The sequence below is a fragment of the Streptomyces sp. NPDC001348 genome (genome assembly GCF_053597535.1).
In genome coordinates, this window is the sequence record NZ_JBSFIK010000024.1 from 106,931 (window position 1) to 130,381 (window position 23,451).

General features: G+C 70.3%; 22 protein-coding genes and 3 tRNA genes. 7 read left to right on the forward strand and 18 right to left on the reverse strand.

The annotated features are described in order from the left end of the window. Positions 1–65: 65 nt before the first annotated feature. The 7 genes from ACWC21_RS24585 to ACWC21_RS24615 form a co-directional block, all read right to left on the reverse strand. On the reverse strand, positions 66–446 hold the full coding sequence (locus tag ACWC21_RS24585) for a hypothetical protein (protein ID WP_450884964.1): 381 nt from the start codon (positions 444–446) through the stop codon (positions 66–68). Continuing rightward, positions 443–1,036, reverse strand: coding sequence for a hypothetical protein (locus ACWC21_RS24590; RefSeq protein ID WP_450884965.1), 594 nt, complete (start codon positions 1,034–1,036; stop codon positions 443–445). The genes ACWC21_RS24585 and ACWC21_RS24590 overlap by 4 nt, the downstream gene beginning before the upstream one ends. A 10-nt stretch (positions 1,037–1,046) precedes the next feature. After that, positions 1,047–1,514 (reverse strand): hypothetical protein, encoded by a 468-nt coding sequence (locus tag ACWC21_RS24595; RefSeq protein WP_450884966.1) that lies wholly within the window; start codon positions 1,512–1,514, stop codon positions 1,047–1,049. Between the two features lie 338 nt (positions 1,515–1,852). After that, entirely contained in the window at positions 1,853–2,560 is a 708-nt protein-coding gene (locus ACWC21_RS24600; RefSeq protein WP_450884986.1) for a hypothetical protein, read from the reverse strand. Then, entirely contained in the window at positions 2,560–3,252 is a 693-nt protein-coding gene (locus ACWC21_RS24605; protein ID WP_450884967.1) for a hypothetical protein, read from the reverse strand. The genes ACWC21_RS24600 and ACWC21_RS24605 overlap by 1 nt, the downstream gene beginning before the upstream one ends. Before the next feature lie 168 nt (positions 3,253–3,420). Then, positions 3,421–4,293, reverse strand: a complete 873-nt coding sequence (locus ACWC21_RS24610) for a pentapeptide repeat-containing protein (RefSeq protein WP_450884968.1) — start codon at positions 4,291–4,293, stop codon at positions 3,421–3,423. A 471-nt stretch (positions 4,294–4,764) separates the two neighbouring features. Beyond that, positions 4,765–6,174 carry a glycosyltransferase family 4 protein gene (locus ACWC21_RS24615; RefSeq protein ID WP_450884969.1) on the reverse strand — a complete coding sequence of 470 codons (1,410 nt, stop codon included), beginning with the start codon at positions 6,172–6,174 and terminating at the stop codon, positions 4,765–4,767. Positions 6,175–6,891: 717 nt separating this feature from the next. Here ACWC21_RS24615 and ACWC21_RS24620 point away from each other — a divergent pair. Continuing rightward, positions 6,892–7,260: a beta/gamma crystallin domain-containing protein gene (locus ACWC21_RS24620; protein WP_450884970.1), complete on the forward strand. Its 369-nt coding sequence runs from the start codon at positions 6,892–6,894 to the stop codon at positions 7,258–7,260. Positions 7,261–7,465: 205 nt separating this feature from the next. Here ACWC21_RS24620 and ACWC21_RS24625 read toward each other — a convergent pair whose 3' ends face one another. From ACWC21_RS24625 to ACWC21_RS24635, 3 genes are all read right to left on the reverse strand, one after another. Continuing rightward, the gene (locus ACWC21_RS24625) at positions 7,466–7,624 is read right to left on the reverse strand and encodes a hypothetical protein (RefSeq protein WP_450884971.1); all 159 of its coding nucleotides are present in this window, start codon (positions 7,622–7,624) and stop codon (positions 7,466–7,468) included. 71 nt (positions 7,625–7,695) lie between these two features. After that, positions 7,696–7,854 carry a hypothetical protein gene (locus tag ACWC21_RS24630; protein WP_450884972.1) on the reverse strand — a complete coding sequence of 53 codons (159 nt, stop codon included), beginning with the start codon at positions 7,852–7,854 and terminating at the stop codon, positions 7,696–7,698. 3 nt (positions 7,855–7,857) lie between these two features. Next, the gene (locus tag ACWC21_RS24635) at positions 7,858–8,706 is read right to left on the reverse strand and encodes a hypothetical protein (RefSeq protein WP_450884973.1); all 849 of its coding nucleotides are present in this window, start codon (positions 8,704–8,706) and stop codon (positions 7,858–7,860) included. Between the two features lie 20 nt (positions 8,707–8,726). Between ACWC21_RS24635 and ACWC21_RS24640 the strand changes: the two genes are divergently transcribed. Together ACWC21_RS24640 and ACWC21_RS24645 are read left to right on the forward strand one after the other, a co-directional pair. Further along, the gene (locus ACWC21_RS24640) at positions 8,727–9,056 is read left to right on the forward strand and encodes a hypothetical protein (RefSeq protein WP_450884974.1); all 330 of its coding nucleotides are present in this window, start codon (positions 8,727–8,729) and stop codon (positions 9,054–9,056) included. Positions 9,057–9,366: 310 nt separating this feature from the next. After that, positions 9,367–9,900, forward strand: coding sequence for a hypothetical protein (locus ACWC21_RS24645; RefSeq protein ID WP_450884975.1), 534 nt, complete (start codon positions 9,367–9,369; stop codon positions 9,898–9,900). A gap of 231 nt (positions 9,901–10,131) precedes the next feature. Here the strand turns inward: ACWC21_RS24645 and ACWC21_RS24650 are convergent. From ACWC21_RS24650 to ACWC21_RS24660, 3 genes are all read right to left on the reverse strand, one after another. Continuing rightward, positions 10,132–10,208 (reverse strand) — tRNA-Ile (locus ACWC21_RS24650). 178 nt (positions 10,209–10,386) lie between these two features. Continuing rightward, a tRNA-Asn gene (locus ACWC21_RS24655) sits at positions 10,387–10,459 on the reverse strand. 5 nt (positions 10,460–10,464) lie between these two features. Continuing rightward, a tRNA-Asn gene (locus ACWC21_RS24660) sits at positions 10,465–10,537 on the reverse strand. Between the two features lie 157 nt (positions 10,538–10,694). Between ACWC21_RS24660 and ACWC21_RS24665 the strand changes: the two genes are divergently transcribed. The 4 genes from ACWC21_RS24665 to ACWC21_RS24680 all read left to right on the forward strand — a co-directional run bounded on the left by ACWC21_RS24665 (position 10,695) and on the right by ACWC21_RS24680 (position 16,345). Beyond that, positions 10,695–11,000, forward strand: a complete 306-nt coding sequence (locus ACWC21_RS24665; protein ID WP_450884987.1) for a YtxH domain-containing protein — start codon at positions 10,695–10,697, stop codon at positions 10,998–11,000. Positions 11,001–11,087: 87 nt separating this feature from the next. After that, positions 11,088–12,542 carry a xylulokinase gene (locus ACWC21_RS24670; RefSeq protein ID WP_450884976.1) on the forward strand — a complete coding sequence of 485 codons (1,455 nt, stop codon included), beginning with the start codon at positions 11,088–11,090 and terminating at the stop codon, positions 12,540–12,542. Between the two features lie 141 nt (positions 12,543–12,683). Then, positions 12,684–14,417, forward strand: a complete 1,734-nt coding sequence (locus tag ACWC21_RS24675; RefSeq protein WP_450884977.1) for an ABC transporter ATP-binding protein — start codon at positions 12,684–12,686, stop codon at positions 14,415–14,417. Further along, complete coding sequence (locus tag ACWC21_RS24680) at positions 14,417–16,345, forward strand: ABC transporter ATP-binding protein (RefSeq protein WP_450884978.1); 1,929 nt, start codon at positions 14,417–14,419, stop codon at positions 16,343–16,345. The genes ACWC21_RS24675 and ACWC21_RS24680 overlap by 1 nt, the downstream gene beginning before the upstream one ends. A gap of 36 nt (positions 16,346–16,381) precedes the next feature. Here ACWC21_RS24680 and ACWC21_RS24685 read toward each other — a convergent pair whose 3' ends face one another. The 5 genes from ACWC21_RS24685 to ACWC21_RS24705 form a co-directional block, all read right to left on the reverse strand. Then, the gene (locus ACWC21_RS24685; RefSeq protein ID WP_450884979.1) at positions 16,382–17,659 is read right to left on the reverse strand and encodes an RNA polymerase sigma factor; all 1,278 of its coding nucleotides are present in this window, start codon (positions 17,657–17,659) and stop codon (positions 16,382–16,384) included. A 166-nt stretch (positions 17,660–17,825) separates the two neighbouring features. After that, a complete protein-coding gene (locus ACWC21_RS24690) occupies positions 17,826–18,404 on the reverse strand; it encodes a hypothetical protein (protein WP_450884980.1) in 579 nt (192 codons plus the stop codon). Positions 18,405–18,575: 171 nt separating this feature from the next. After that, on the reverse strand, positions 18,576–20,480 hold the full coding sequence (dnaG, locus tag ACWC21_RS24695) for a DNA primase (RefSeq protein WP_450884981.1): 1,905 nt from the start codon (positions 20,478–20,480) through the stop codon (positions 18,576–18,578). 48 nt (positions 20,481–20,528) lie between these two features. Beyond that, complete coding sequence (locus tag ACWC21_RS24700; RefSeq protein ID WP_450884982.1) at positions 20,529–21,794, reverse strand: NAD(P)/FAD-dependent oxidoreductase; 1,266 nt, start codon at positions 21,792–21,794, stop codon at positions 20,529–20,531. A 104-nt stretch (positions 21,795–21,898) separates the two neighbouring features. Then, entirely contained in the window at positions 21,899–23,233 is a 1,335-nt protein-coding gene (locus ACWC21_RS24705) for a deoxyguanosinetriphosphate triphosphohydrolase (RefSeq protein ID WP_450884983.1), read from the reverse strand. Positions 23,234–23,451: the final 218 nt, after the last annotated feature.

Below are 23,451 nucleotides of genomic sequence, written 5' to 3' on the forward strand. Positions count from 1 at the left end.
CGTTTTCATTGATCTCGTCACCGAGGCCACCCTTCTGACGCAGCGCTCTGACAGCTGGCCGCGACTCAGCGGCCCAGCCGCAGCGCCCGCTGAAGGAACGGGTTCGCCCGCGTGCCCGGGTGCCGTACCAGCCTGGTGAACACCACGCTCCCGTCGACTTCGAACCTGAGCACACCGTTGCGCCTTCGCGGCCGGATGAGGTGGGGCCTGGTGCCGTTCAAGACGTAGTTCACGGCGGGGTGGTCGCAGGTGATGACGCCCTCCAGGCCGCGCGGCCCCTGCGTGATGTCCCAGCTGATGTAGCGGCCCATCGACCCGGGCGCCTCCGCCTCGGCGATCCGCGCCACCCGCGCCGTGCGCTCCCGCAGCTTCCGCTCAACCCGGCCGCCGCGCATGCGCAGCAGCCGCGCGATCCGGCCGGGCTCGACCCGAACGTCAACGCTCACGGCCCCTCCTTCGTCGTGCACGGCGGGCACGCTGGCAGCGCCACCGTGACGGTCTGTTCAAGCCCAACGCAGCCGCCCTGCGGGCCGATGATGCGCTGCTGCCCGAGGACGAACTGGCGCCCCCTCCGGCCCCCGCCGGTGGCCGGCAGGCAGCAGAGCAGGGCGCTGTAGACCGTCAGCGCATCGACGTGCAGGACGCGTGCCGCCTCGGACAGGGCGTCGCAGCCCGGCGGGCAGCCTTCCTCGGTTGGGCCTGGTGCGCAACGCAGCAGTGTGACGACCAGCTCGACCGCGGTGACGGGCGGAGGCTGGCAGTTCCGCAGGTCCCGGACCGTCTGGTCCTGCGAGGGGAAGTTGGCCGTCGTTGACGGGTAGATGCGGGTGACGTTGACCGTCAGCTGCCCGGACGCCTCACCGGTGCACGGGTCTTCGCAGCCGTCCCACGCCGCGGTGCCCGGCACGACGCAGCGCCGGCAGGTCGGGCAGCCTGGTTGACTCTCGACCTGGGGTGCCGTCTCGTCGAGAGCGGCGCACACGCAGGCGAGTACCGACTCGGTCAGCTCGTGAATCGCGAGCGGGCTCAGCGGCATACGGGGCCTCTCACTGGTAGGTCGTGGTGCGAGGCCGCTTGTAGTCCACGGACCACACGCGGCTGGCCGACGTCTGCCGGTACGGGTTGACCGCCATCAGCCAGGAGTCGACCTCGGGCAGGCCGGTGAGCCTGTCGGGGTACATGGCGATCGGGTCGCCGAACTCCAGGTCGATGCCCTGCCGGGACACCCTGGTCAGGTTCCGGTTCTTCTGGAGGTTGCAGCCGCATGAGCCGCCGCAGCCCTTGACCAGGTGACAGACGAGCGCCGAGAACGCGGCGAGCGCCGCATCATCGAGCGGCAGACCCACCCGGTACGTCACACAGAACGTGTTCGGTTCCCCGCACGGCGCGGCCATGTCCTGGCAGTCCGGCCAGCATTCACCATCGGTGCGGACGAGCAGGTTCGACGCATCCACCCGGTAGGCGGACGGGGCGAGGGTCACGCCGTCGACCTCAACGGAGACGATGTCGTGCACGGGACCGTCGAGCCGTACTTCGCACAGCTCCCCACACGAGCAGTCGCTCGCGCACCCGCACACGGACGCGTTCCGCCACTGGCCGTCCCGACCCAGGTAAGGGACCCACGGGCCGGCCGCCCCCCACCGCACCCCGAGCGGGTAGCCGTCCATGCAGCTGCGGCGGCACGGCCTGACTGTGAACGGGCATAGCGGGCCCCAGCGCCGGCCGGACAGGGCCCACAGCAGGTTCGTTGCGACGCGCCGCCATCGGTCGATCGTCTCCTCGGTGGTCCCTTCGGGCAGCTGGCAGCAGTCCGGGACGAACTCCTACGGCGTGCAGGGATACGGCTGGAGCATCAGCGTCTCCTCCCCGCCTCGTACGGGCTCGGCTCGGGGAACGCCGCCCGGATGAACCGGCCGGCCGCGCCGTTCGCGAAGGCGTCCGGCATCGTCGACAGGAACGCCGACCCGGTGTCGAACTGAGGCCCTCGACGCTGCACCTTGACGTCCGCCATGCGGGTGCCGCCCACACCGTTGAGGACGCCGTACACGGTGCGCTTGTGGGCGTCGTGGCCCGGCGCCGCGTCGAACGCCAGCAGCATCCCGGTCTTCTCCACCGGCAGCGGCACGTGCAGCTCGTACGAGACCGGGTCGTCGTGCCCGAGCCCGGCGAGGAACTCCCGCGTCTTGCGCATCTCGGCCAGGTAGGGGTTCGAGCGCGGCCCGAACTGCGCCTCCAGCTCCCGCACCGGGCCGCGGTGGAACACGGGCAGCTGCTCCGGTTGCGGCCGCATCACGAAGAAGTCGTCGTTGCACCAGATGAACAGGTCCGACACCTCGGGGTGTTCGCACGCCGCACGCATCGCCGCCGTGGTGTTGACGTACCCAGGGTTGCCGCGCTGCCAGGTCCGGATGTGGCGGGCGCCTGCCGCCCACCACGGTCGGAAGCCGACGATCCAGACGTGCCGGTGCGGGAGGTTCGCCGCCCACGACCGCAGCGCGTACCGCAGCTGCTCGTTGTTGGCGCCCTCCCGCACCGGCACGACCAGGTCCAAGACCTCCATCACGCCGACATGGAGCCGCACAGGACCGGCTGGTAGTCGCACGACGGGCTGGGCGGCGGTGTGGTCGTGAGGAAAATCCTGCGGTGGCAGTCGGAGCCGAGCGGGGTGAGCATCGGGCCCGGCGTGCCGGCCGTGTCGACCGGGACAACGTCGTACGGGCCGACGCCCCACGAGCCGCCCGCACGGGTCGAGCCGGTGACCTGGAGCGTCACCGCCTCCGAGCCGACCTCCAGGTCGCCGAGGAGCCCGTTCGTGACCCACGGCATCAAGAAGTACAGCCACTGCCCGGTGGCGCCCTCCGCGCATTCCTCGCCGAGAACCTCCGCCCAAAGTTCGAGCGCGAAGCCGGTCTTGCAGGCCACGCCGCAGGTGTCGACGCCGATCGGGGCCCCGTCGTAGCCGAGGACGACCGGCTGGCCCGTGAGCAGCTCCAGGATCTCCGGGGAGACGCTGTAGATGTTGAGCTCCAGGTCGAAGCCGCGGAACGTCGGGCACCCTTTGCGGAAGCCGCAGACCTTCCCGTTGGCGGCCTTGTACTCGATGTCGTCGCCGTCGTCGACGTTGTTGTTCATCGCGACGGAGCTGAAGCACTCAGCGACGAACGCGTTGTCGTCACCGCAGACCGGGTTACCGCACTGGTCGACGCGGGTGATCCGGATGACGTCGGCGTTCGCGATCAGGGGACAGGACATGGGCCGTAGCTCCCTCATTGCAGAAGAGCCAGGCCCTGAACCATCGGCGCTGAAAGTCTAGCTGTGCCATCTCATGAAGCTGGTGACGTCTTGGCCGGCATAGTGGCCCGGACCTGGGATGGGGTTATCGCCGGTCGCTGCTCTTGCTGACGACCGGTGGGGCCGCCGTCAGCGCGTGGGCATCGGTGATACTTCCAGGTCGGCCCCGCTGCCGTTGGCGCCCTCGACACGCCACTTGCCCCGACCGAGCGGAACGGAACGCGCCCGCATTTGCGTACCCAGGGCGGCGGGCCAAATTGTCTGTTCTGACCAAGTCACACCCACGAGGTGCGCGCCGGTGAGGTCCGCCTGGCGGAGCCATGCTCCGGTCAGGTCCGCGCCGGTCAGGTCCGCACCACGCAGGTTCGCACCCGTTAGGTCCGCGCCGGTCAGGTCCGCACCGCTCAGGATTGTGTCCCGCAGGTCCGCCTGGTGCAGGAACGCGCTCGTCAGGTTCGCGTTGTACAAGGTCGCGTAGCGCAGGGAGGCGACGTGCAGAAATGCGGCACGCAGGTATACGTGGTTCAAGTTCGCGCCGTACAGACAGGCGCCGGTTAGATCCGCGCGGGACAAATTCGCCGCGTTCAGATACGCATTGGTCAGGTCCACACCGATGAGGTTCGCCATGCGCAGGTACGCGCCGGACAGGCGGGCCGCACGGGCCTTCGCACGGGTCAGGTTCGTGAGGCGCAAGTTCGCCTTGCGCAGGTCCGCGCCGGTCAGGTCCGCGTTGGTCATGTCCGCGCTGGCCAGGTTCGCGCCGGTCAGGCGCGCGGCGACCAGGTTTGCTTCACGCAGGTCAGCACGGGTCAAGTCGGCCCCCTGCAAGTTCGTTTTCGTCAGGTCCGCGTTGCACAGGTCCCGGGACCACGGCGCTTGCTGGGCACCGGCCGCGAGCAGAACGCGACGCCACCAGCTTGAGGCGTGAATGCGTAGCCACGGCCGGGAGGGGCGGGCCGCCAGCGCCAGGCGGCCGAGCGAAGTGTCAGGATGCGTCTTCACGGACCTCTCCCGGGGCGGGGGCGGGGAGGGACTTGCGCCGCGGAGTTGCAGGCGCTGATGGAGGGGCGGTGCGGGGTGCGACCTCTACGCCGGAAAGCACGCCGCGGATTGTGGCAGGGGCGCCGACGCCGAAGATGAACGCCGGCCAGGGGCCACTGATCTGATCGTGCGCGGCAGCCGCCACCACGGCGCCGAGCGCGGCCCCGGCAGTCAGGACGAACAGCCGCGGCGCCAACTCCCCGGCCTTGTCCTTCCTGCTCCAAGGCCATGAGTACCCGGCCGCCTTCACGGCCATCATGAGGGACAGTACCGAGGCCGCGCCCCCGCCGGCCAAACCCCAGAGGGCTGCGTGCCACCACGTCATACAAGGACCGTACCGAGTCGATCCAGTCACGCTGGGGGCAAGCCGGAATTCGGGCCAACAGGCCCCTATTGTTCGCGGCGTGGCACTAAGGTTGCGCGCCAGGACATCTAGCCAGCCGCCACCGCAGCAAGGGCTCCACGCTGCCCTGTCACGCTCCCGGCCAGGCCGTCGACGGCGCCCACCCACGCCGTCAGCTCGGTGCGCGCCTGGTCGGCGAGGAACGCGCTCCGGGCCAGCGCTGCGGCTGCCGCCTTCGCGCGGCGTAGGCCGTCCGCGTACAGGCCTGTGATGGCGTCCGCCCACGCCCGGTGATCGTCACGGTCGATGAACGTCGCCGCCTCGCCGAGGGCTTCACGCAGACCCGGCGTGGGGTGAGCGATGACAGGGATGCCAGAGGCGAGAGCTTCGACGGCAGCCATGCCGTATGACTCGTACACGCTCGGCACGAGCAGCAGCCGCGTGTGCGCCCACACTTCGCCGCGCATGTCGGAGGTCTGCGGCAGGACGCGCATGTTCGGCAGGACCGGCCCGGTCACCTGCTGGCCGTGCGCGCCGGTCACGCCGAGGAACGGCAGTTCCGGCAGCGCGCGGGCGACAGCCCGCCACGTGTAGACGCCCTTGTCCGAGTTGAGGTTGACGAGGCTGACCCGGTCCCCCGTGGGCGGCGCCCGGTGCTCGTCGGGGATGACGGGCGGGTGCACGATCAGGGACGGCGTCCGGTCGACTTCCAGGTACCGGGTGGCGAGGGAGGCCCTCACCCACTCCGTGTTGTAGACGACCAGGTCAGGCCCGGCCCACAGGGAGCGGGCCGAGAAGTCGTGGTCGGAGTGCATCAGCAGCACCGACCGCGCCCCGATCTCCCGCGCCAGTCCGGTCGCGCGGGACGCGTAGTTGTGGTGCGTCACCATCACCTGCGGTCGTATCGAACGGAACAGCAGCTCGGCCGCATGCGGCGCAAGGTGCATGTGGGGAACGCCGTCCACCTCCCACGATGGCGGCGCCTCCGGCATCGACGAGCACACCACCAGCACGCCCATGCCCGCGTCGCGGACGGCGCGCATCATCGTCTGAAGCATCGTCTCCGAGCCCGCACGCCGGTACGGCACCCCGTAGTGGATCCACGCCACCACCTTCGTACGCTCCCCGACGAGCGGATCTTCGGGCACCGTGACCCGGGCCTCCGCTTGCCGGTATGCGGGCAGCCGCCGGATACATGCCTCCTCGAACTCACCGAAATCCGCATCGCCCTGTGGCAGCACCAGCCGCGGCACCCGCTTCAGGTTCGGTGCCAGGCGCTCCGCCTGCCGGTCGCCAGCCACGGTCACCACCACATCGGGAAGTGCCGCCTGCTTGGCCCTCCAGCAGTAGCCGAGCGGCCACACCCGCACGCCGTCCACCTCGCGCGTGCCCTCCCAGCGGCGGAGTGTGGTGACGACGTGCATCTCATGTCCGGCCGCCGCCATAGCGCGCAGGTATGCGGGCGGCTCCTGCACCGGTAGAAGTGCCAGGATGCGCATGCGATCTGTCTCCGTTCTGGTGCGCGGGATGCTCTGACACTGCGATCGGGGCGGCACAGCGCGGTGATCGACGGCAGGCAACACGCCTCCTCACCGCCTCCTTCTTCGCCACCACAGGCCCACGGAACAGGCTGGATGCCATCAGTCCACTTCCGTGTGTACCTGTCGGCGGTGTGTGTCACGGCCGCGCACGGTGGTGAAGGGCCGGGAGCAGACGTCACAGACGATGGCCGTGCCCTCCCCCAGTGGGGGCGCGGCGTCAGCCAGGACTGGCCCCTGCTCCGGCTCCGGCTCCGGCTCCGGCACCCGAACAGCGTCAGGCCCGTACGCCGTCTCGGGCACCTCAGGTAGCGGCTCACCAGCGACTGCTGTGCGCCACTGGGGTGCCGCGGCGGGCGCTTCCTCTTCGAACGGAGACCGGTAGGGGTGCCCATCGACGATCGAAGCGATGAGCAGCTCCTCGGGCATGTGCGTGAACAGGTGGGGCGGGACCATGAACGCGCTGGGCGAGCAGGTGCGGACCTTCGGAGTCTGGCGGACAGCCCACTTGGCGAAGTCCACGCGCCTGGCGGGCGCCGGCTGCACGGTCGCCGTCGACGTTGCCCAAGGGGCGAGCTCGAATAAATCGGCTGCGGTGAAGCAACCTGGTTTACCGTCAACTCGTATTAACAGTCGAACGATTCGATCTTGTCGACTTACAGAACGCGGAGAACTTCCATGAAACAAATCGCCAAGCGCGCGGCTCTGGCCGCGACGACGACCTTGGCGCTGACGGCCTCGCTGACCGCCGTCACGGCGACAGACGCATTCGCGATCGACAAGGTCGACTGCGGCCGGAGCGACTTCGTGCAGGTCACGTGGCACATCGGCGGCGGCGGCTACTCCCCCGATGTGTGCTTCGCCAACGCCGGAGAGACCGGCCTGGGCGGCAGTACGTGGATCGACCGGATCTCGACCGGCAACAACCGCGTCCAGTGGTTCGGGGATGGGGTGTGGCAGCCCGCCGGCGGGATCGACAAGTGGACCGTCATGACCTTCCCGAACCACCCCGGCGGGGTGAAAGCAACCTGGATCAGGATTCTCTGAACCAGCGGTGACATCAGGACGGCGATCCTGCCCGATCGCCGTCCCTGTCACCCCTGGCCCGCGAACCTCAACTCGCTGACGATCAATCGACAGCACGATGCCTCTCGCGCCACTCCCGCGCGCACAGAAGGGGGCAGCCCGCAACAGGCTCTTTCGAGGCGGGCCGGGGCTTGTGGGGCAAGCCCGGCCCTTTGTACGGCGGGTGTCAGGACGCGTTGGCAGTGCCAGGTGCCGAGATTTCCGCGGCGGCAGGCGCGCCGGGGTCAGGGTCGATGATGCTGCCTGGGTAGTTCTTGGCGACAGCCCGCGCCGTCACCGGATTGTGGGTCTGGAAGGCAACCTTGCCCTTGCCGCCATCGAGCACGACGCAGTGCAGGGTGGGGGCCGGCGCGCCTGCTGCGGTGCGGGGCCGGGTCTTGTTGCAGCCGCACCCCATCAGTTGCTCCCCTTGCTGATCTCCCGGACCTCGCGGCCATCGCCGCGCGAGGCCATGGCGTCGGCGGTCGTCCTGTACGGAGTGGGCCCGAACACCCGCTTCCCGGAGGCGTCGACGACCTCGTACTGCTTCTTGTTCTTCTGACAGGCGCACGGCATGGGTCAGTTCCCTTCCTGGGGCTGGGCAGCGGTTGCGGCGATCTCGGCGCGGACGGGTGCGAGTCGCGCGGTGAATTCGTCCAGTTCGGCGCGCGCGGCGGCAGCCCGCTCGGCTTCACGGGCCTTCAGGGCGTCGGCGAACTGGTCGAGGAAAGCGGGCTGGAGGAGCGCGGCGGTGACCTCACCGGCAACGCTCGCGGGCCGGGCTTCGTCGCTGGTGTAGGCGTGCTCGGGTTCCGGCTCTACCGGCGTCTCGAGCGGGTCGCCGGCAGTGGTCTCGTCGATGACTGCGGTGGCCGCGGTGAGGGCGAGGTTCGCACGGTCGACGACCGCAGCAGCGGTGAGCGGCGAGGAATGGCCCGGGACGGGCACGGAGAGGACGGCGCGGAGCTGCCAACGCCCGTCGTCGCCCTGCGTCATGTGGTACGAGGGCTGGCAGGCGGCGAACACGGTGCGGTCCCACGGGGACAGCCACGGGGCGGCGGCACCGGAGAACCACAGGCCGCCCTCATTCATGCCGACCGTGACCACCGCGGCGACGGTGCGGGTGTCGTCGAACTGGCAGACGGCGCTCTCGCATTCGTAGCCGTCGCGGTGGTGGCCGACGTTCATCGTCATCGCGCCCGCCCGGACCTCGGTCCCGTCGTCGAGGCGGAACGTCGCCCGCAGGAAGTGGGACAGGTCGAGGCCGCGCGCGGCGAGCTTCTCGATGGTGACCTTCCGGCCGTGCGCGGCGTGCGGTACGCCGGCCTGCGCAACCCAGCCGTAGGCGCGGCCGTCGACGATGTGGACGCCGCCGCTGCCCGGTGGGAGTTCCTCGGGGGTGGGCTCACGGAACCAGTCGGCGGCCATCGGTTTCCGGCATCACAGTGGTGGGACTCGTCTTCATTCACCGGGGTCACCGGAAGAACGAGGCAGAGATCACCCGACTGCGAGCCGAGGTGACGGCAGCAAAGATCCTCGCGCTTCAGCAAGCCATGCAGCAGGTAGCGGAGCCCGAGCCGGACGAGATGGACGTGGACGACGAGCCGGTCCGCCGGAAGAGACACCTCGCGTTATACCTGGGTGGCCTGAGCGCCGCCTTTACCTGGCTTGGTGGCCGGCTGCGCAGCACGTGGCGGCACCACAGCATCGCGACCGCCTCGGCCATCGTCGTCACCGTCGCAGCGACTGCTGCCGCGGCCTACCACCTCACTGCATGATCCGAGCCGCCAGACGGTGGCAGCGATCCAGGCTGCAACCCCTGCCACTGGCCGTGGCCGTTCCCATGGCCCTGGCCCTGCCTCTGACGGAGCCGCTCCCGGGAATGACCGAGAGGGGCCCCAAGCGGGTCCCCTCTCGCGGACTTGACTGTCTGATTATGCGTCACAAAAGAGCAACAACGCTTTCTCAAGTGGCACGCCGTGCCGCGGGCGACCAACGATGGGAACTCCTGTTTGAACCTGACACGGAGGGGGAGACGTGGTCGACTGTGTCCTGGCGGGAGTGATGGGAGCCGCGCTACTGGCTGTCGTGCTGCTGTTCCAGGGATACCGGAGAAACCGGGCGCTGACTGCGCAACTCCAAGCCGAGATCACCGCACAGAAGATTGAAGCGATTCGACGGACCCGGACCGGCCCCACGCCGGTCCCGTCCGACCCGGACAGCGACAGCCAACTGCCCCGGGGCCGATGCAGACTCACCACCCGTTTTCTGCAAGGCGTTCGCCGAGTCGCCCGGCCGCACCGTGACGCCGCAGGGGCCGCCCTTGCGTCATGGGCAGCGGTCAGTACAGGCGCGACCGTCCAACTGGAGCCGTACACCGGCCCGGCGCTGGACGGCACGGCCAACTTGACACCCGACGACAAGGCACAGAGGCAGCTGTATGAGCGGAAGGCGATCACGCCGGTCTCGACGAGCAGCACGCCGTCAGCCGCCGAGCAGCCAAGCGTCGAGCCCACCGAAGGCGAGACGGGCGAGCAGTACCCCGACGAACAGCCGACTACCGGCCCGATCGACAGCGCCCCGCCGAGCTTGCCGCAGCCTTACCTCACGCTCGTGGAGTAGCTCGACATCGACGGCGGCAGCCTCATGAAGCGGGGCCGCCGCGTGACCACCAGACCCGCGACAAGCGTCGCCCGAGGGAACCGCCTGGGCGAGCAGGCCGCGGGCTTTTTCATGCCCTGCTTCGGGCGAGCAGCGGGCGAGCTGGCGATCTTGAACCGCTCGGACGTCGCTCCGCCGTGGCGGCGCTTTCAGCTCCGTCGCAGGTCAGATCGATTCTCCTCGCGTAGCGAGTGGTGGGGCGGGTGGGACTCGAACCCACGGCCGACGGATTATGAGTCCGCTGCTCTAACCGGCTGAGCTACCGCCCCATAGCGGCGTGTCGCGTACATGTGTGCGCGCCGTCTGCCGCAGCATAGCCGGTCATACGATCTCCCGCTTCGGCTGGTCGGCTTGCCGCGGCCCTTCATGACCTTGAGGACTCCGGCGCGGGCGCCATGGTTCCCCCGGACATGAAAAAGGACCCCGTCGGGGTCCTCGTTCAGCATGCTCCCCCGACTGGACTCGAACCAGTAACCTGCCGGTTAACAGCCGGCTGCTCTGCCAATTGAGCTACGGAGGACCGAGCTCCCCCGACTGGACTCGAACCAGTAACCTGCCGGTTAACAGCCGGCTGCTCTGCCAATTGAGCTACGGAGGAATGCCTCGTTGCATCGAACGTACCTCCCTGGGTATCCGCCAGGGGGCGCCCGCTCGCTGCGACACATACATTAGCGCAAGCAGGGGGGTGCTCCGCCAATCGGTACTCCCCGGCGCCGAAGCCGCACTGGAAGCTACGCATGGGAAGGGTGGTCGTCATGCGCTACCGGCTGACGTTCGTCGCCGGACTCGCCCTCGGTTACGTCCTGGGCACGAGGGCCGGACGCGAGCGATACGAGACGCTGAAGAAGTCCGCTCGGCAGATCGCCCAGAACCCGGCGGTCCGCAACACCGCCGAGACCGCCGCACAGCAGGGGCGGCAGTTCGCGGGCAAGGCCATGCACACGGTGAGCGACAAGGTCGGCGACCGCGTCCCGGAGTCGGTCGCCCACCGCGTCCGCTCCCTCCGCCACCACAACGGCCACGGCGGCGGAGAGGACGACTGGGGCACCAGCGACGCCTAGGTCGTGTCCGCGAAGTCCCGTCGTCCGCCCCCGGCGAGATCGCGCCCACGGCCAAAGCAGGCGCCGCGCTACGGCAGAATTTGAGGCATGGGGATAGTCGCCGGGTTGGACAGCTCGCCCGATTTCACTCGCATCGTCGTCTGCGACACGGACACGGGGGCCGTGCTGAGGCAGGGCTATGCGCCGCACCCGGTGGACACCCCGGAAGGCGGGCCCCGGCCGAGTGACGTCGATCCGCAGGCCTGGCTGCTGTCCCTGGGTGAGGCCGCGGGCGGCGGGCTGCTCGAGGGCGTGCAGGCCATCGGTGTCTCCGCCCAGCAGAACGCGCTGGTCCCCCTGGACGCGCAGGGGGCCACCGTGCGCCCGGCGATGGTCGGCGGTGACAAGCGGGCGCAGGTCGCGGCGGCCGACCTGGTCGACGCGCTCGGCGGGCGGGAGGCGTGGGCGCAGGCGGTGGGATGTGTTCCGCAGGCCGCGCAGCCCGTGACCAAGCTCCGCTGGCTCGCCAAGACCGAGCCGGAGAACGCCCGGCGGACCGCCGTACTGCTCCAGGCGCACGACTGGCTGGTGTGGCAGCTGCTCGGGCGGCCGGTGAGAAGGACCACCGACCGGGGCGGGGCCTCGGGCACCGGGTACTGGTCCGCGGCCACCGGCGGCTACCGGCCCGACCTGGTCGAGCTGGCGCTCGGCCATCAGGCGATGCTGCCGGAGGTGATCGGCCCGTCGTCCGCGGCCGGTACGACACCGGAGGGGCTGCTGATCTCGGCCGGGACCGGCGAGACGATGGCCGCCGCCTTCGGGCTGGGCCTGGGTCTCGGGGACGCCGTGGTCTCCCTCGGGGCCTCCGGGTCGGTGATGGCCGTGCACCCGGAGGCGCTCGTCGACCAGAGCGGGATGATCACCTCCCTCGCCGACGCCACCGGCATGCACCTGCCGGTCGTCACCACGCTGAACGCGGTGCGGACCCTGCGCGGCACCGCGGAACTCCTCGGACTGCCCGACCTGGAGAGCCTGTCCGATCTGGCGATGAAGTCGACGCCGGGATCCCACGGGCTGGTGCTCCTGCCCTACCTGGAGGGCGAGCGGACACCCAGCCTCCCGCACACCGCCGGCACCCTGGCCGGGCTGCGCCGGGAGTCGATGAAGCCCGAGCACCTGGCGCGGGCCGCGTTCGAGGGCATGCTGTGCGGGCTGGCGGACGCGCTGGACGTGCTGCGCGGCCGGGGCGTGGACGTACGGCGGATCTTCCTGCTCGGTTCGGCCGCCGACCTGCCCGCCGTGCAGGCCGCCGCGCCCTCGCTGTTCGGCGCGCAGGTGGTCGTACCGCAGCCCGCCGACTACGCGGCGATCGGCGCCGCCCGGCAGGCCGCCTGGGCGCTCGGCGTCTCGCAGGGCACCCTCGACCCGCGCACCCCGCCGACCTGGCAGGGTGCGGCGGCGCAGGTGCTGGAGCCGGGTGACGAGCTGGCGGTGGGGCAGGCCGTACGACAGCAGTTCGTGTCGGTGCGAGAGCAGACCCATCCCGGGGCGTTCCGCCCGTAACCACCCTGAAAGCGGACAGATCCGTCAGGCCGCCAGGGCCCCGCTGTTGGCTTAATCGGTTGAGGTAACGCGGGTGGAGTGTCCGACGATAGGGGCCAAGGGCAACCGAACGCCCCCTTCGCCGACTCCGAGAGACCTAGCGTGCTCATACGACTTCTTCGGGCCTGTCTCAGGCCTTACAAGAAACCCATAGCCGTACTGGTGCTGCTGCAGTTCCTGCAGACCTGCGCCACCCTCTACCTGCCCACCCTGAACGCCGACATCATCGACAAGGGTGTCGTGAAGGGTGACACCGGTTACATCCTCTCCTTCGGCGCCCTCATGATCGGCATCTCGCTGGCGCAGGTCGTGTGCAACATGGGAGCCGTGTACTACGGCGCCCGGACCGCGGCGGCGCTCGGCCGGGACGTACGGGCCGCCGTCTTCGACCGGGTGCAGTCGTTCTCCGCGCGTGAGGTGGGCCACTTCGGCGCACCCTCCCTCATCACCCGTACGACCAATGACGTACAGCAGGTCCAGATGCTGGCCCTGATGACGTTCACCCTGATGGTGTCGGCGCCCATCATGTGTGTCGGCGGTATCGTGCTCGCGCTCGGGCTGGACGTGCCGCTGTCCGGGGTGCTGGTGGCGGTCGTTCCGGTACTGGGTGTCAGCGTCACGCTGATCGTGCGGCGGCTGCGCCCGCTGTTCCGGTCGATGCAGGTGCGGCTGGACACGGTGAACCGGGTGCTGCGCGAGCAGATCACCGGCAACCGGGTGATCCGCGCCTTCGTCCGGGACGAGTACGAGGAAGGCCGTTTCCGGAAGGCGAACGGCGATCTCACCGAGATGCAGCTCGCCACCGGACGGATGCTCGCCCTGATGTTCCCGATCGTCATGACGGTGGTCAACGTGTCGTCGATCGCGGTCGTGTGGTTCGGCGCGCACCGCATCAACAGCGGCGGGATGGCGATCGGCGACCTGACGGCGTTCCTCGCCTACCTGATGCAGATCGTCATGTCCGTGATGATGGCCACCTTCATGTTCATGATGGTGCCGCGCGCGGAGGTGTGCGCCGAGCGCATCCAGGAGGTCCTGGACACCGACTCCAGCCTGGTGCCGCCGTCGGCGCCCGTCGTGGAGCTGCGCCGGCACGGCCACCTGGAGATCCGTGGGGCGGGCTTCCGCTATCCGGGGGCCGAGGAGCCGGTGCTGAAGGCGGTCGAGCTGGTGGCCCGGCCGGGCGAGACGACCGCCGTGATCGGTTCCACCGGCAGCGGCAAGTCGACACTGCTCGGGCTGGTTCCGCGGCTGTTCGACGCCACCGAGGGCGAGGTGCTCGTGGACGGAGTCAACGTCCAGGAACTCGACGCGAAGCTGCTGGCCAGGACGGTGGGCCTGGTGCCGCAGAAGCCGTACCTGTTCGCGGGCACGGTCGCCACCAATCTGCGCTACGGCAATCCGGACGCCACCGACGAGGAACTGTGGCACGCCCTGGAGGTCGCGCAGGCCAAGGAGTTCGTGTCGAAGCTGGAGGGCGGACTGAACGCGCCGATCGCGCAGGGCGGCACGAACGTCTCCGGCGGCCAGCGCCAGCGCCTCGCCATCGCCCGCACCCTGGTGCAGCGTCCGGAGATCTACCTCTTCGACGACTCCTTCTCCGCGCTCGACTACGCCACCGACGCGGCGCTCCGCAAGGCGCTGTCCCGGGAGACGGCCGAGGCGACCGTGGTGATCGTCGCCCAGCGCGTGGCGACCATCCGGGACGCCGACCGGATCGTGGTCCTGGACGAGGGCCGTGTGGTCGGTACGGGCCGTCACCACGAGCTCATGGCGGACAACGACACCTACCGGGAGATCGTGCTCTCCCAGCTGACGGAAGCGGAGGCCGCCTGATGGCAGGGCCCATGGGACGCATGATGGCCGGGGGCGGCCCCGACCAGCGCTCGATGGACTTCAAGGGATCGGGCAAACGGCTCGTCGCCCGGTTCCGGCCGGAACGGCTCACCATCTGCGCACTGCTGCTGTGCGTCGTCGTCAGCGTCGGGCTCAGCGTGATCGGCCCCAAGATCCTCGGCAGGGCCACCGACCTGGTCTTCGCGGGCATCATCGGACGGCAGATGCCGGCCGGGGTCACCAAGGAGCAGGTGCTCGACTCCATGCGCGCGCGGGGGCAGGGCTCCGTCGCGGACATGCTGAAGGGCACCGACTTCACGCCGGGCAAGGGCATCGACTTCGGCGCCGTCGGGAACGTGCTGCTGTTCGCGCTCGGTACGTTCCTCGTCGCCGGTCTGCTGATGGCGGTGGCGACCCGGCTGGTGAACCGGGCCGTCAACCGCACGATGTACCGGATGCGCGAGGACGTGCAGACGAAGCTGTCCCGGCTGCCGCTGTCGTACTTCGACAAGCGGCAGCGCGGCGAGGTGCTCTCCCGGGCCACCAACGACATCGACAACATCGGCCAGACGCTCCAGCAGTCGATGGGCCAGCTCATCAACTCGCTGCTGACCATCATCGGCGTACTCGTGATGATGTTCTGGGTGTCCTGGCTGCTCGCCCTGGTCGCGCTGGTCACCGTGCCGCTGTCGTTCGTCGTCGCGACCCGGGTCGGCAAGCGGTCGCAGCCGCACTTCGTGCAGCAGTGGCGCTCCACCGGCAAACTGAACGCCCACATCGAGGAGATGTACACCGGGCACACCCTGGTGAAGGTGTTCGGGCGGCAGGACGAGTCGGCCCAGCAGTTCGCCGAGCAGAACGACGCGCTGTACGAGGCCTCGTTCAAGGCGCAGTTCAACAGCGGGGTCATGCAGCCGCTGATGATGTTCGTGTCGAACCTGAACTACGTGCTGGTGGCGGTCGTCGGCGGGCTGCGGGTCGCGTCCGGCGCGCTGTCCATCGGCGACGTGCAGGCCTTCATCCAGTACTCCCGGCAGTTCTCGATGCCGCTGACCCAGGTCGCCTCGATGGCCAACCTGGTGCAGTCGGGCGTCGCCTCGGCCGAGCGGATCTTCGAACTCCTGGACGCGGAGGAGCAGGAGCCGGATCCGGTGGCGGCCGAGAAGCCCGCGGAGCTGCGCGGGCGGGTGGCGCTGGAGAACGTGTCGTTCCGGTACGAGCCCGAGAAGCCGCTGATCGAGGACCTGTCCCTGAAGGTGGAGCCCGGGCAGACGGTCGCGATCGTCGGCCCGACCGGAGCGGGCAAGACCACCCTGGTCAACCTGCTCATGCGGTTCTACGACGTCACCGGCGGGCGCATCACACTCGACGGCGTGGACATCCGGAAGATGTCCCGGGACGAACTGCGCGCCGGAATCGGCATGGTGCTGCAGGACACCTGGCTGTTCGGCGGCACCATCGCGGAGAACATCGCGTACGGGGCGACGCGGGAGGTCACCCGCGGGGAGATCGAGGAAGCGGCGCGGGCGGCCCACGCGGACCGGTTCGTCCGCACCCTCCCCGACGGCTACGACACCGTGATCGACGACGAGGGCAGCGGGGTCAGCGCCGGTGAGAAGCAGCTCATCACCATCGCGCGGGCGTTCCTGTCCGACCCGGTGATCCTGGTGCTCGACGAGGCGACGAGCTCCGTCGACACCCGTACCGAGGTGCTGATCCAGAAGGCCATGGCCAAGCTCGCGCACGGCAGGACGTCCTTCGTGATCGCGCACCGGCTGTCGACCATCCGGGACGCGGACACGATCCTCGTGATGGAGAACGGCTCGATCGTCGAACAGGGCGCCCACGCGGAGCTGCTCGCCGCGGACGGTGCCTATGCGCGGCTGTACAAGGCGCAGTTCGCGCAGGCGGTGGCCGAGGTCGACTGAGCGCGCCGGGGGCCGCTTCCCAGGGCGGCCCCCTCTTCAGTCGAGGTAGCCCCGCAGTTGGTCGGCGAAGGCGTGGTCCCGCAGCTTGTTCAGGGTCTTGGACTCGATCTGCCGGATGCGCTCCCGGGTCACCCCGAAGATGCGCCCGATCTCCTCGAGGGTGCGGGGGCGGCCGTCGGCGAGGCCGTAGCGCAGCTGTACGACCTTGCGCTCGCGCTCGCCGAGCGTGGACAGGACGGCCTCCAGGTGCTCCTTGAGCAGCAGGAACGCGGCCGACTCGACCGGGCTGGCGGCGTCGCCGTCCTCGATCAGGTCACCGAGCGCCACGTCGTCCTCCTCGCCCACCGGGGCGTGCAGGGAGACCGGCTCCTGGGCGAGCCGGAGCACCTCGCCGACCCGCTCGGGCGGCAGGTCGAGGTGGGCGGCGACCTCTTCGGAGGTCGGCTCGTAGCCGCGTTCCTGGAGTATCCGCCGCTGCACCCGCACGACCCGGTTGATGAGCTCGACGACGTGCACGGGGACGCGGATGGTCCGGGCCTGGTCCGCGAGGGCTCGGGACATGGCCTGGCGGATCCACCAGGTGGCGTAGGTGGAGAACTTGTAGCCGCGGGCGTAGTCGAACTTCTCGACGGCCCGGATGAGCCCGAGGTTGCCCTCCTGGACCAGGTCCAGCATGGTCAGGCCGCGGCCGACGTACCGTTTGGCGACGGAGACGACGAGCCGCAGGTTGGCCTCGATGAGCCGGCGCTTGGCCATCCGGCCCATCACGACCAGCCTGTCCAGGTCGAGGGCGAGCTCGCTGTCCAGGTCGGGGGTGCTGGCGAGCTTCTCCTCGGCGAACAGTCCGGCCTCGACCCGGCGGGCCAGCTCGACCTCCTCTGCCGCGGTGAGCAGCGGGATCCGGCCGATCTCGCGCAGGTACTGACGGAACAGGTCCGAGGAGGGGCCGCTGGTGTCGGCGCGGGCGGCTGCCGCCGGGGCTTCGGCGGGGTCGGCGGGGTCGGCGACCTCCACGGGGTCGGCGGGCTCGGCGACCTCGGCGGGGTCGCCGGTGAGCGCCTCGACGGGCGGCTCCGCCGGCTCGGCCGCGTCCTCCGGCTCCGTCTCCGGGTGGTGCGCGGCACGGCCCTGTGACGGAACCATCGCGAAGACCCCGCTCTCGGTGTCCGGCTCGTCCGTCGTGGCGCTGTCGGTCTGTGTGAGGGTCTGGGTCTGCACGGGGGGCGACCTCCAGGTGATCGCTGCTGAGCGGAACCGCGGGTGGGGTGCGATCCGTGGGGGGACGGATCGGCCGCGCTCCGAGGACTCAGGCACCGCACCCCAGTGTGGGGGAAGACACATCGCCGCCACGAGGGGCGTGCGGTGACTTTTTGCCTTCGCGGCGTGACTGGATGGTTACTCGGCCCGTTCGACCACGACCGGTGGCCACGCGGTGGAGCCGCCCGAGGGGGCTCCACCGCGTGGCCGGGCAGGCCGGCCGCTACTCGTGAGCGCTGATCACACCGCCGGCGCTGAGCACGATGTACACGCCGTTGGCGTCGAGCCCGGCGTCGTGCTGGTTCGCCTCCAGCGTGGCGTACACCGAGCCGTCGTAGCCGAGGATCTGCGCGCGGTACCGAAGGTCGCCGATTTTGGTGACCTTGGCCTTCCAACCCCCCGCGAGCCTGAAGGTGCCCGGTCCGGTGTGCCCGCCGCCCATCCAGGAGTGGACCTCACCGCCCAGCGTGAGCACGACGAACATGTCGTTGGCGTCGAGCCCGGCGTCGTACCGGCCGGTCTCCAGCGTGGCCAGGACCTGGCCGCTGTTGACGATCTTGGCGCGGTAGTGCTGGGGACCGAGCTTGTAGATCTCGGCCGTGCTGCCGTCCGGCAGGGGCTGGGTGCGGACCGGGGACGCCGCCTTGGCCGCCGCGGCCGACGCGGTGGTGTGGTACGCGGCGAGCGCGTCGGCCTGTGCCCCGCCCCCGCTCTGGCCGGCGGTCAACGCGAACGCCGCGGCGGCGGCGACGGCCACCAGGGCGGCGGAACGGACGGTACGGCGAGCACGGTGAGTGGTCATCATCGAAGTCCCCCATCGGATGTCGGAATGTGGCACCGCCGCCTGCTCCCCCCCGGGGGCGAACGGCCGGGCCTGCTGTTTCCTGCACCCCATGAGATGGCGCCCGGACGGCGGTTGTTCACCGGTTTCTGTCCGCACTTGGTAACAGGGGAACCGGGCGACGCCGCCCTCTCAGAGCGCCGCCGCCCCCTGCACGCGCAGCGCCTGGCCGTACTGCTGCAGCACCCACAACTCGTTCTGCACGGCCGCCAGGTGGGCCGGGTCGCCGCCCGTGCTCAGGCGGGCGAGGGTGCTCTGGATGTCCTGGATACGGCGGTCCACGGCGCGGCGACGGACCCAGACCAGCTGCTCGCCGGCGTAGGCCTCGTCGACCGTGCGCCGCATGATCGCTTCCACGGCCAGCTCGGTGACCATCGCGCGGACCGCGTCGTCGGGGGCCGCCTCGCGGACGCGGACCAGGTACTCCTGGGGGTCCTGCGTGCCGTACTCGGCGCCGCCCGCCTCCATGATCGCCTGGCGTACGGCCGCGTAGGGCGGGGCGGTGAACTCGTCGATCCCGTACGCGTCGAAGGCCGGGGAGACCAGTTCGGGGCGCTGCAGGGCGAGTTTCAGCAGCTCGCGCTCCGTGGCGTACACCGGGTTGCGCAGGTTCAGCGCGGGGCCGGAGACCGCGGGACGGGGAGCCTGGGCCGCGTACTGCTGCTGGGGGCCGCGCGTCGGCGCCGGGCCCCGGCCGCCGCGGTCACGTGCCCAACGGGCCAGCTGGGCCACCCGCTTGACCACGAACTGGGTGTCGAGGATGCCGAGCATCCCGGCGAGCTCCACGGCGACCTCGTGCTGGGCGCCGCTGTTCTTGATGCGGGCGACGATCGGAGCGGCCTCGTCCAGTGCGGCGGCCCGCCCCGCCGGGGTGTTCAGGTCATAGCGGGTCACGATCTGGCGCAGCGCGAACTCGAAGAGCGGGGTGCGCGGTTCGACCAGGTCCGCCACCGCCTCGTCGCCCTTGGCCAGGCGCAGGTCGCAGGGGTCCATGCCGTCCGGTGCGATCGCGATGTAGGTCTCGGCGGCGAACTTCTGGTCGTCCTCGAAGGCTCGCAGGGCCGCCTTCTGCCCGGCCGCGTCGCCGTCGAAGGTGAAGATCACCCGGGCGGAGCCGTTGTCCATCAGCAGGCGCCGCAGGATCTTGATGTGGTCGCCGCCGAAGGCCGTGCCGCACGTGGCGATCGCCGTCCGCACCCCGGCCAGGTGGCAGGCCATGACGTCGGTGTAGCCCTCGACGACCACCGCGCGGGAGGTCTTGGCGATCTCCTTCTTCGCCAGGTCGATGCCGTACAGCACCTGTGACTTCTTGTAGATCGCCGTGTCGGGCGTGTTGAGGTACTTGGGTCCGTTGTCGGCCTCGTACAGCTTGCGGGCGCCGAAGCCGACCACCTCGCCGCCGATGTCCCGGATGGGCCACATCAGGCGGCCCCGGAAGCGGTCGATGGGGCCGCGGCGGCCCTCCTGGGCGAGACCGGAGAGGAGCAGTTCCTTGTCGGTGAACCCCTTGCCGCGCAGATGGCGGGTGAGGTGGTCCCAGCCCTGGGGGCTGTAGCCGACGCCGAAGTGGACGGCGGCGGCCTGGTCGAAGCCGCGCTCGGCCAGGAAGACCCGGCCGGTCTCGGCCTCGGGGCTGGTGGCGAGCTGTTCCGCGTACCACTGGGCGGCGATCTTGTGGGCCTCGACCAGGCGGATCCGCTCGCCGCGCTGGTGGGACGGGTTGTAGCCGCCCTCCTCGTAGCGCAGGGTGATGCCGGCCTGGGCGGCGAGCCGCTCCACCGCCTCCGAGAAGGAGAGGTGGTCGACCTTCATCACGAACGTGATGGTGTCGCCGCCCTCCTGGCAGCCGAAGCAGTGGAAGAGTCCCTTGCTGGGGCTGACCTGGAAGGACGGCGACTTCTCGTCGTGGAACGGGCACAGGCCCTTGAGGTTCCCGCCCCCCGCGCCCCGCAGCTGGAGGTACTCGGACACGACGGAGTCGATCGGGACGGCGTCCCGTACCGCCTTCACGTCCTCGTCGTTGATCCGTCCTGCCACGTGGCGATTCTACGGGGACGGGTGTCGGCGGACCGACAGTCCCGTTGCTCAGGAGGCGAGGCTCGCGAGCGGCACGTGCGGGTCGGCCAGGGCCTCGGTGTCCACCTGGGCCTTGGACCGGATCAGCTGCTGGACGGTGTCTGTGACATCCCACACGTTCACGTTCATCCCGGCCAGGACACGGCCGTCCTTCACCCAGAACGCGATGAACTCCCGCTTGCCGGCGTCGCCCCGGATGACCACCTGGTCGTAGGTCCCCGGCGGCGCCCATCCGCTGTACTCCATGCCCAGGTCGTACTGGTCGGTGAAGAAGTAGGGCACGCGCTCGTAGGTGACGTCCTGGCCGAGCATGGCGCGGGCCGCGGCCGGGCCGCCGTTCAGGGCGTTGGCCCAGTGCTCCACCCGGAGACTGGTGTCGAAGAGGGGCAGCGGGAAGGCGGCGACGTCACCGGCCGCGAAGATGTCGGGGTCGGAGGTGCGCAGCCGTTCGTCGACCACGACCCCGCCGCCGTGCGCCCGGTCGGCCAGCTCCAGGCCCGCCGCCTCCGCCAGGCCGGTGCGCGGAGCCGCGCCGATCGCCGCGAGGACGTCGTGCGCCGGGTGCTCCTCGCCGTCGTCGGTACGGGCGGCCAGCACCATGCCGTCCTGGCCGACGATCTCGGTGAGCCGGGCCCCGAAGTGGAAGCGGACCCCGTGCTCGCGGTGCAGCTCGGCGAAGACGTTGCCGAGCTCGGGGCCGAGGACGTTGTGCAGCGGGGTCGGGTTGTGCTCGATGACGGTGACCTCGGCGCCGTACTGGCGGGCCGCCGCGGCCACCTCCAGGCCGATCCAGCCGGCGCCCGCGATCACGATGTGCCCGTTGTCCCGGCCGAGGGCGGCGAGCACGCCCTTGAGCCGTTCGGCGTGGGCGAGCCGGCGCAGGTGGTGGACGCCTGCGAGGTCGGTGCCGGGGATGTCAAGGCGGCGAGGCTCCGCGCCGGTGGCGAGAAGCAGCTTGTCGTAGTGCACGAGGGTGCCGTCGTCACCGAAGCGGACGGTTTTCGCCACGCGGTCGATCCGGTCGACGGTCTGGCCGAGGTGCAGCTCGATGTCGTTCTGCGCGTACCAGGCGGGTTCGTGCACGAAGACGCTGTCGCGTTCCTCTCTGCCCAGCAGGTAGCCCTTGGACAGCGGCGGGCGTTCGTACGGGTGGTCGCGTTCGTCGCAGATCAGTATCACCCGGCCGGTGAAGCCCTCCGCCCGGAGCGTCTCCGCCGCCTTGGCGCCGGCCAGTCCTCCTCCGACGATGACGAACGTCTGGTCCGCGTCGACCACTTGATGCCTCCTCGTAAAGATGCCGCCACAGGGGAGCGTCCCGCACTGAGCGTGATGCGGGAAGGGGGAGTGACCCGATCAGGCCACGGAGGGTCACATTTTTCTCACCCCTGCCCCTTCAGTCTCGCGTGCAACGAGCGGGCGGAGGCGTCGGTGAGCGATGCGATCTGGTCGACGATCACCCGCTTGCGGGCACGGTCGTCGCCTGCCGCGTCGAACAGCGAGCGGAACTGCGGGTCCAGACCGTCGGGCGCGCGGGCGGTGAGCGCCTCGGCCAGTTCGGCGACGACGATCCGCTGGTCGGCGCGGAGGCGCTCCTGTTCGGCCCGGCGCATCACGTACTGGTCGGCGACCGCCTTGAGGACCGCGCACTCCATGCGGGTGGCGCGCGGTACGACGAGTTCGGCGTCGTACCGGGTGAGGCGGCCACCGCCTCCCCCAGTGCCCGAACGGCCTGGGTGGTACCCCCATGCGTCCCGGGTGGCGCCCTCGGCGGCCAGGCAGAACCGGCCGATGAGCTGGCTGGTGGCGTCCTTCAGCCGGGCCTGGGCGACCGCCGTGCCGTCGTATCCGTGCGGCCACCACTCCTGGGCCAGCAGCCGGTCGAGGGCCTCGTCGAGTTCGGCGTGGTCGGTGCCGGCGGGAACGTACCGGCCGACGGCGACCGCGAAGACCGCCCGCCGTTCCGGTCCGGCGTGCAGACAGGCCGGGTCGATGTGCCCGGCGTGCAATCCGTCCTCGACGTCGTGCACCGAGTACGCCACGTCGTCCGCCCAGTCCATGACCTGGGCCTCGAAGCAGGTGCGCGTGCCGGGGGCGTCCCCCCGCACCCAGTCGAAGACCGGCCGGTCGTCCTCGTACACCCCGAACTTGCCGGACCGCGGATCGGTGGGGTGGGCGCCGCGCGGCCAGGGGTACTTGGTGGCGGCGTCCAGGGCGGCGCGGGTGAGGTTGAGGCCGACGGAGCCCTCGGCGGTGAAGCGCTTGGGCTCGATGCGGGTGAGGAGTCTGAGGGACTGTGCGTTGCCCTCGAAACCGCCGCAGTCCTCGGCGAACTCGTTGAGGGCCTGTTCGCCGTTGTGGCCGAAGGGCGGGTGGCCGAGGTCGTGGGAGAGACAGGCGGCCTCGACGAGGTCGGGGTCGCAGCCGAGGGCGGCGCCGAGTTCCCGGCCGACCTGGGCGCACTCCAGGGAGTGGGTCAGCCGGGTGCGGGGACTGGCGTCCCAGGCGGCCTGGTTGGGCTCGCCGGGGGTGACGACCTGCGTCTTGCCGGCCAGGCGACGCAGTGCCGCGCTGTGCAGGATGCGGGCGCGGTCTCGCTGGAAGGCTGTGCGGCCGGGGCGTTTGTCGGGCTCGGGGGCCCATCGTTCCACTGACGCCGGGTCGTAGCCGGGTACGGTGCCTTTACCTGCGGTGCGGGTACCTGCGGTGCCTTCCATGGTTCGACAGTACGGGGCGGCGGTGACAATCCGGGGTTGCGGGGCGCCTACTTGCCTGCCGAGTTTCGTTGTATGGCGGGTGCGGGTGTCTTGTGGCTTGTCGCGCAGTTCCCCGCGCCCCTCAGGGGTCCTTGCACTATGAGCGCCCGATGAGGTCGCGTGGTCCGGTGCCGTGCATCGCAAGGCGCCGGAGAGCCCTCGATGGGGGTCCCCCCGCT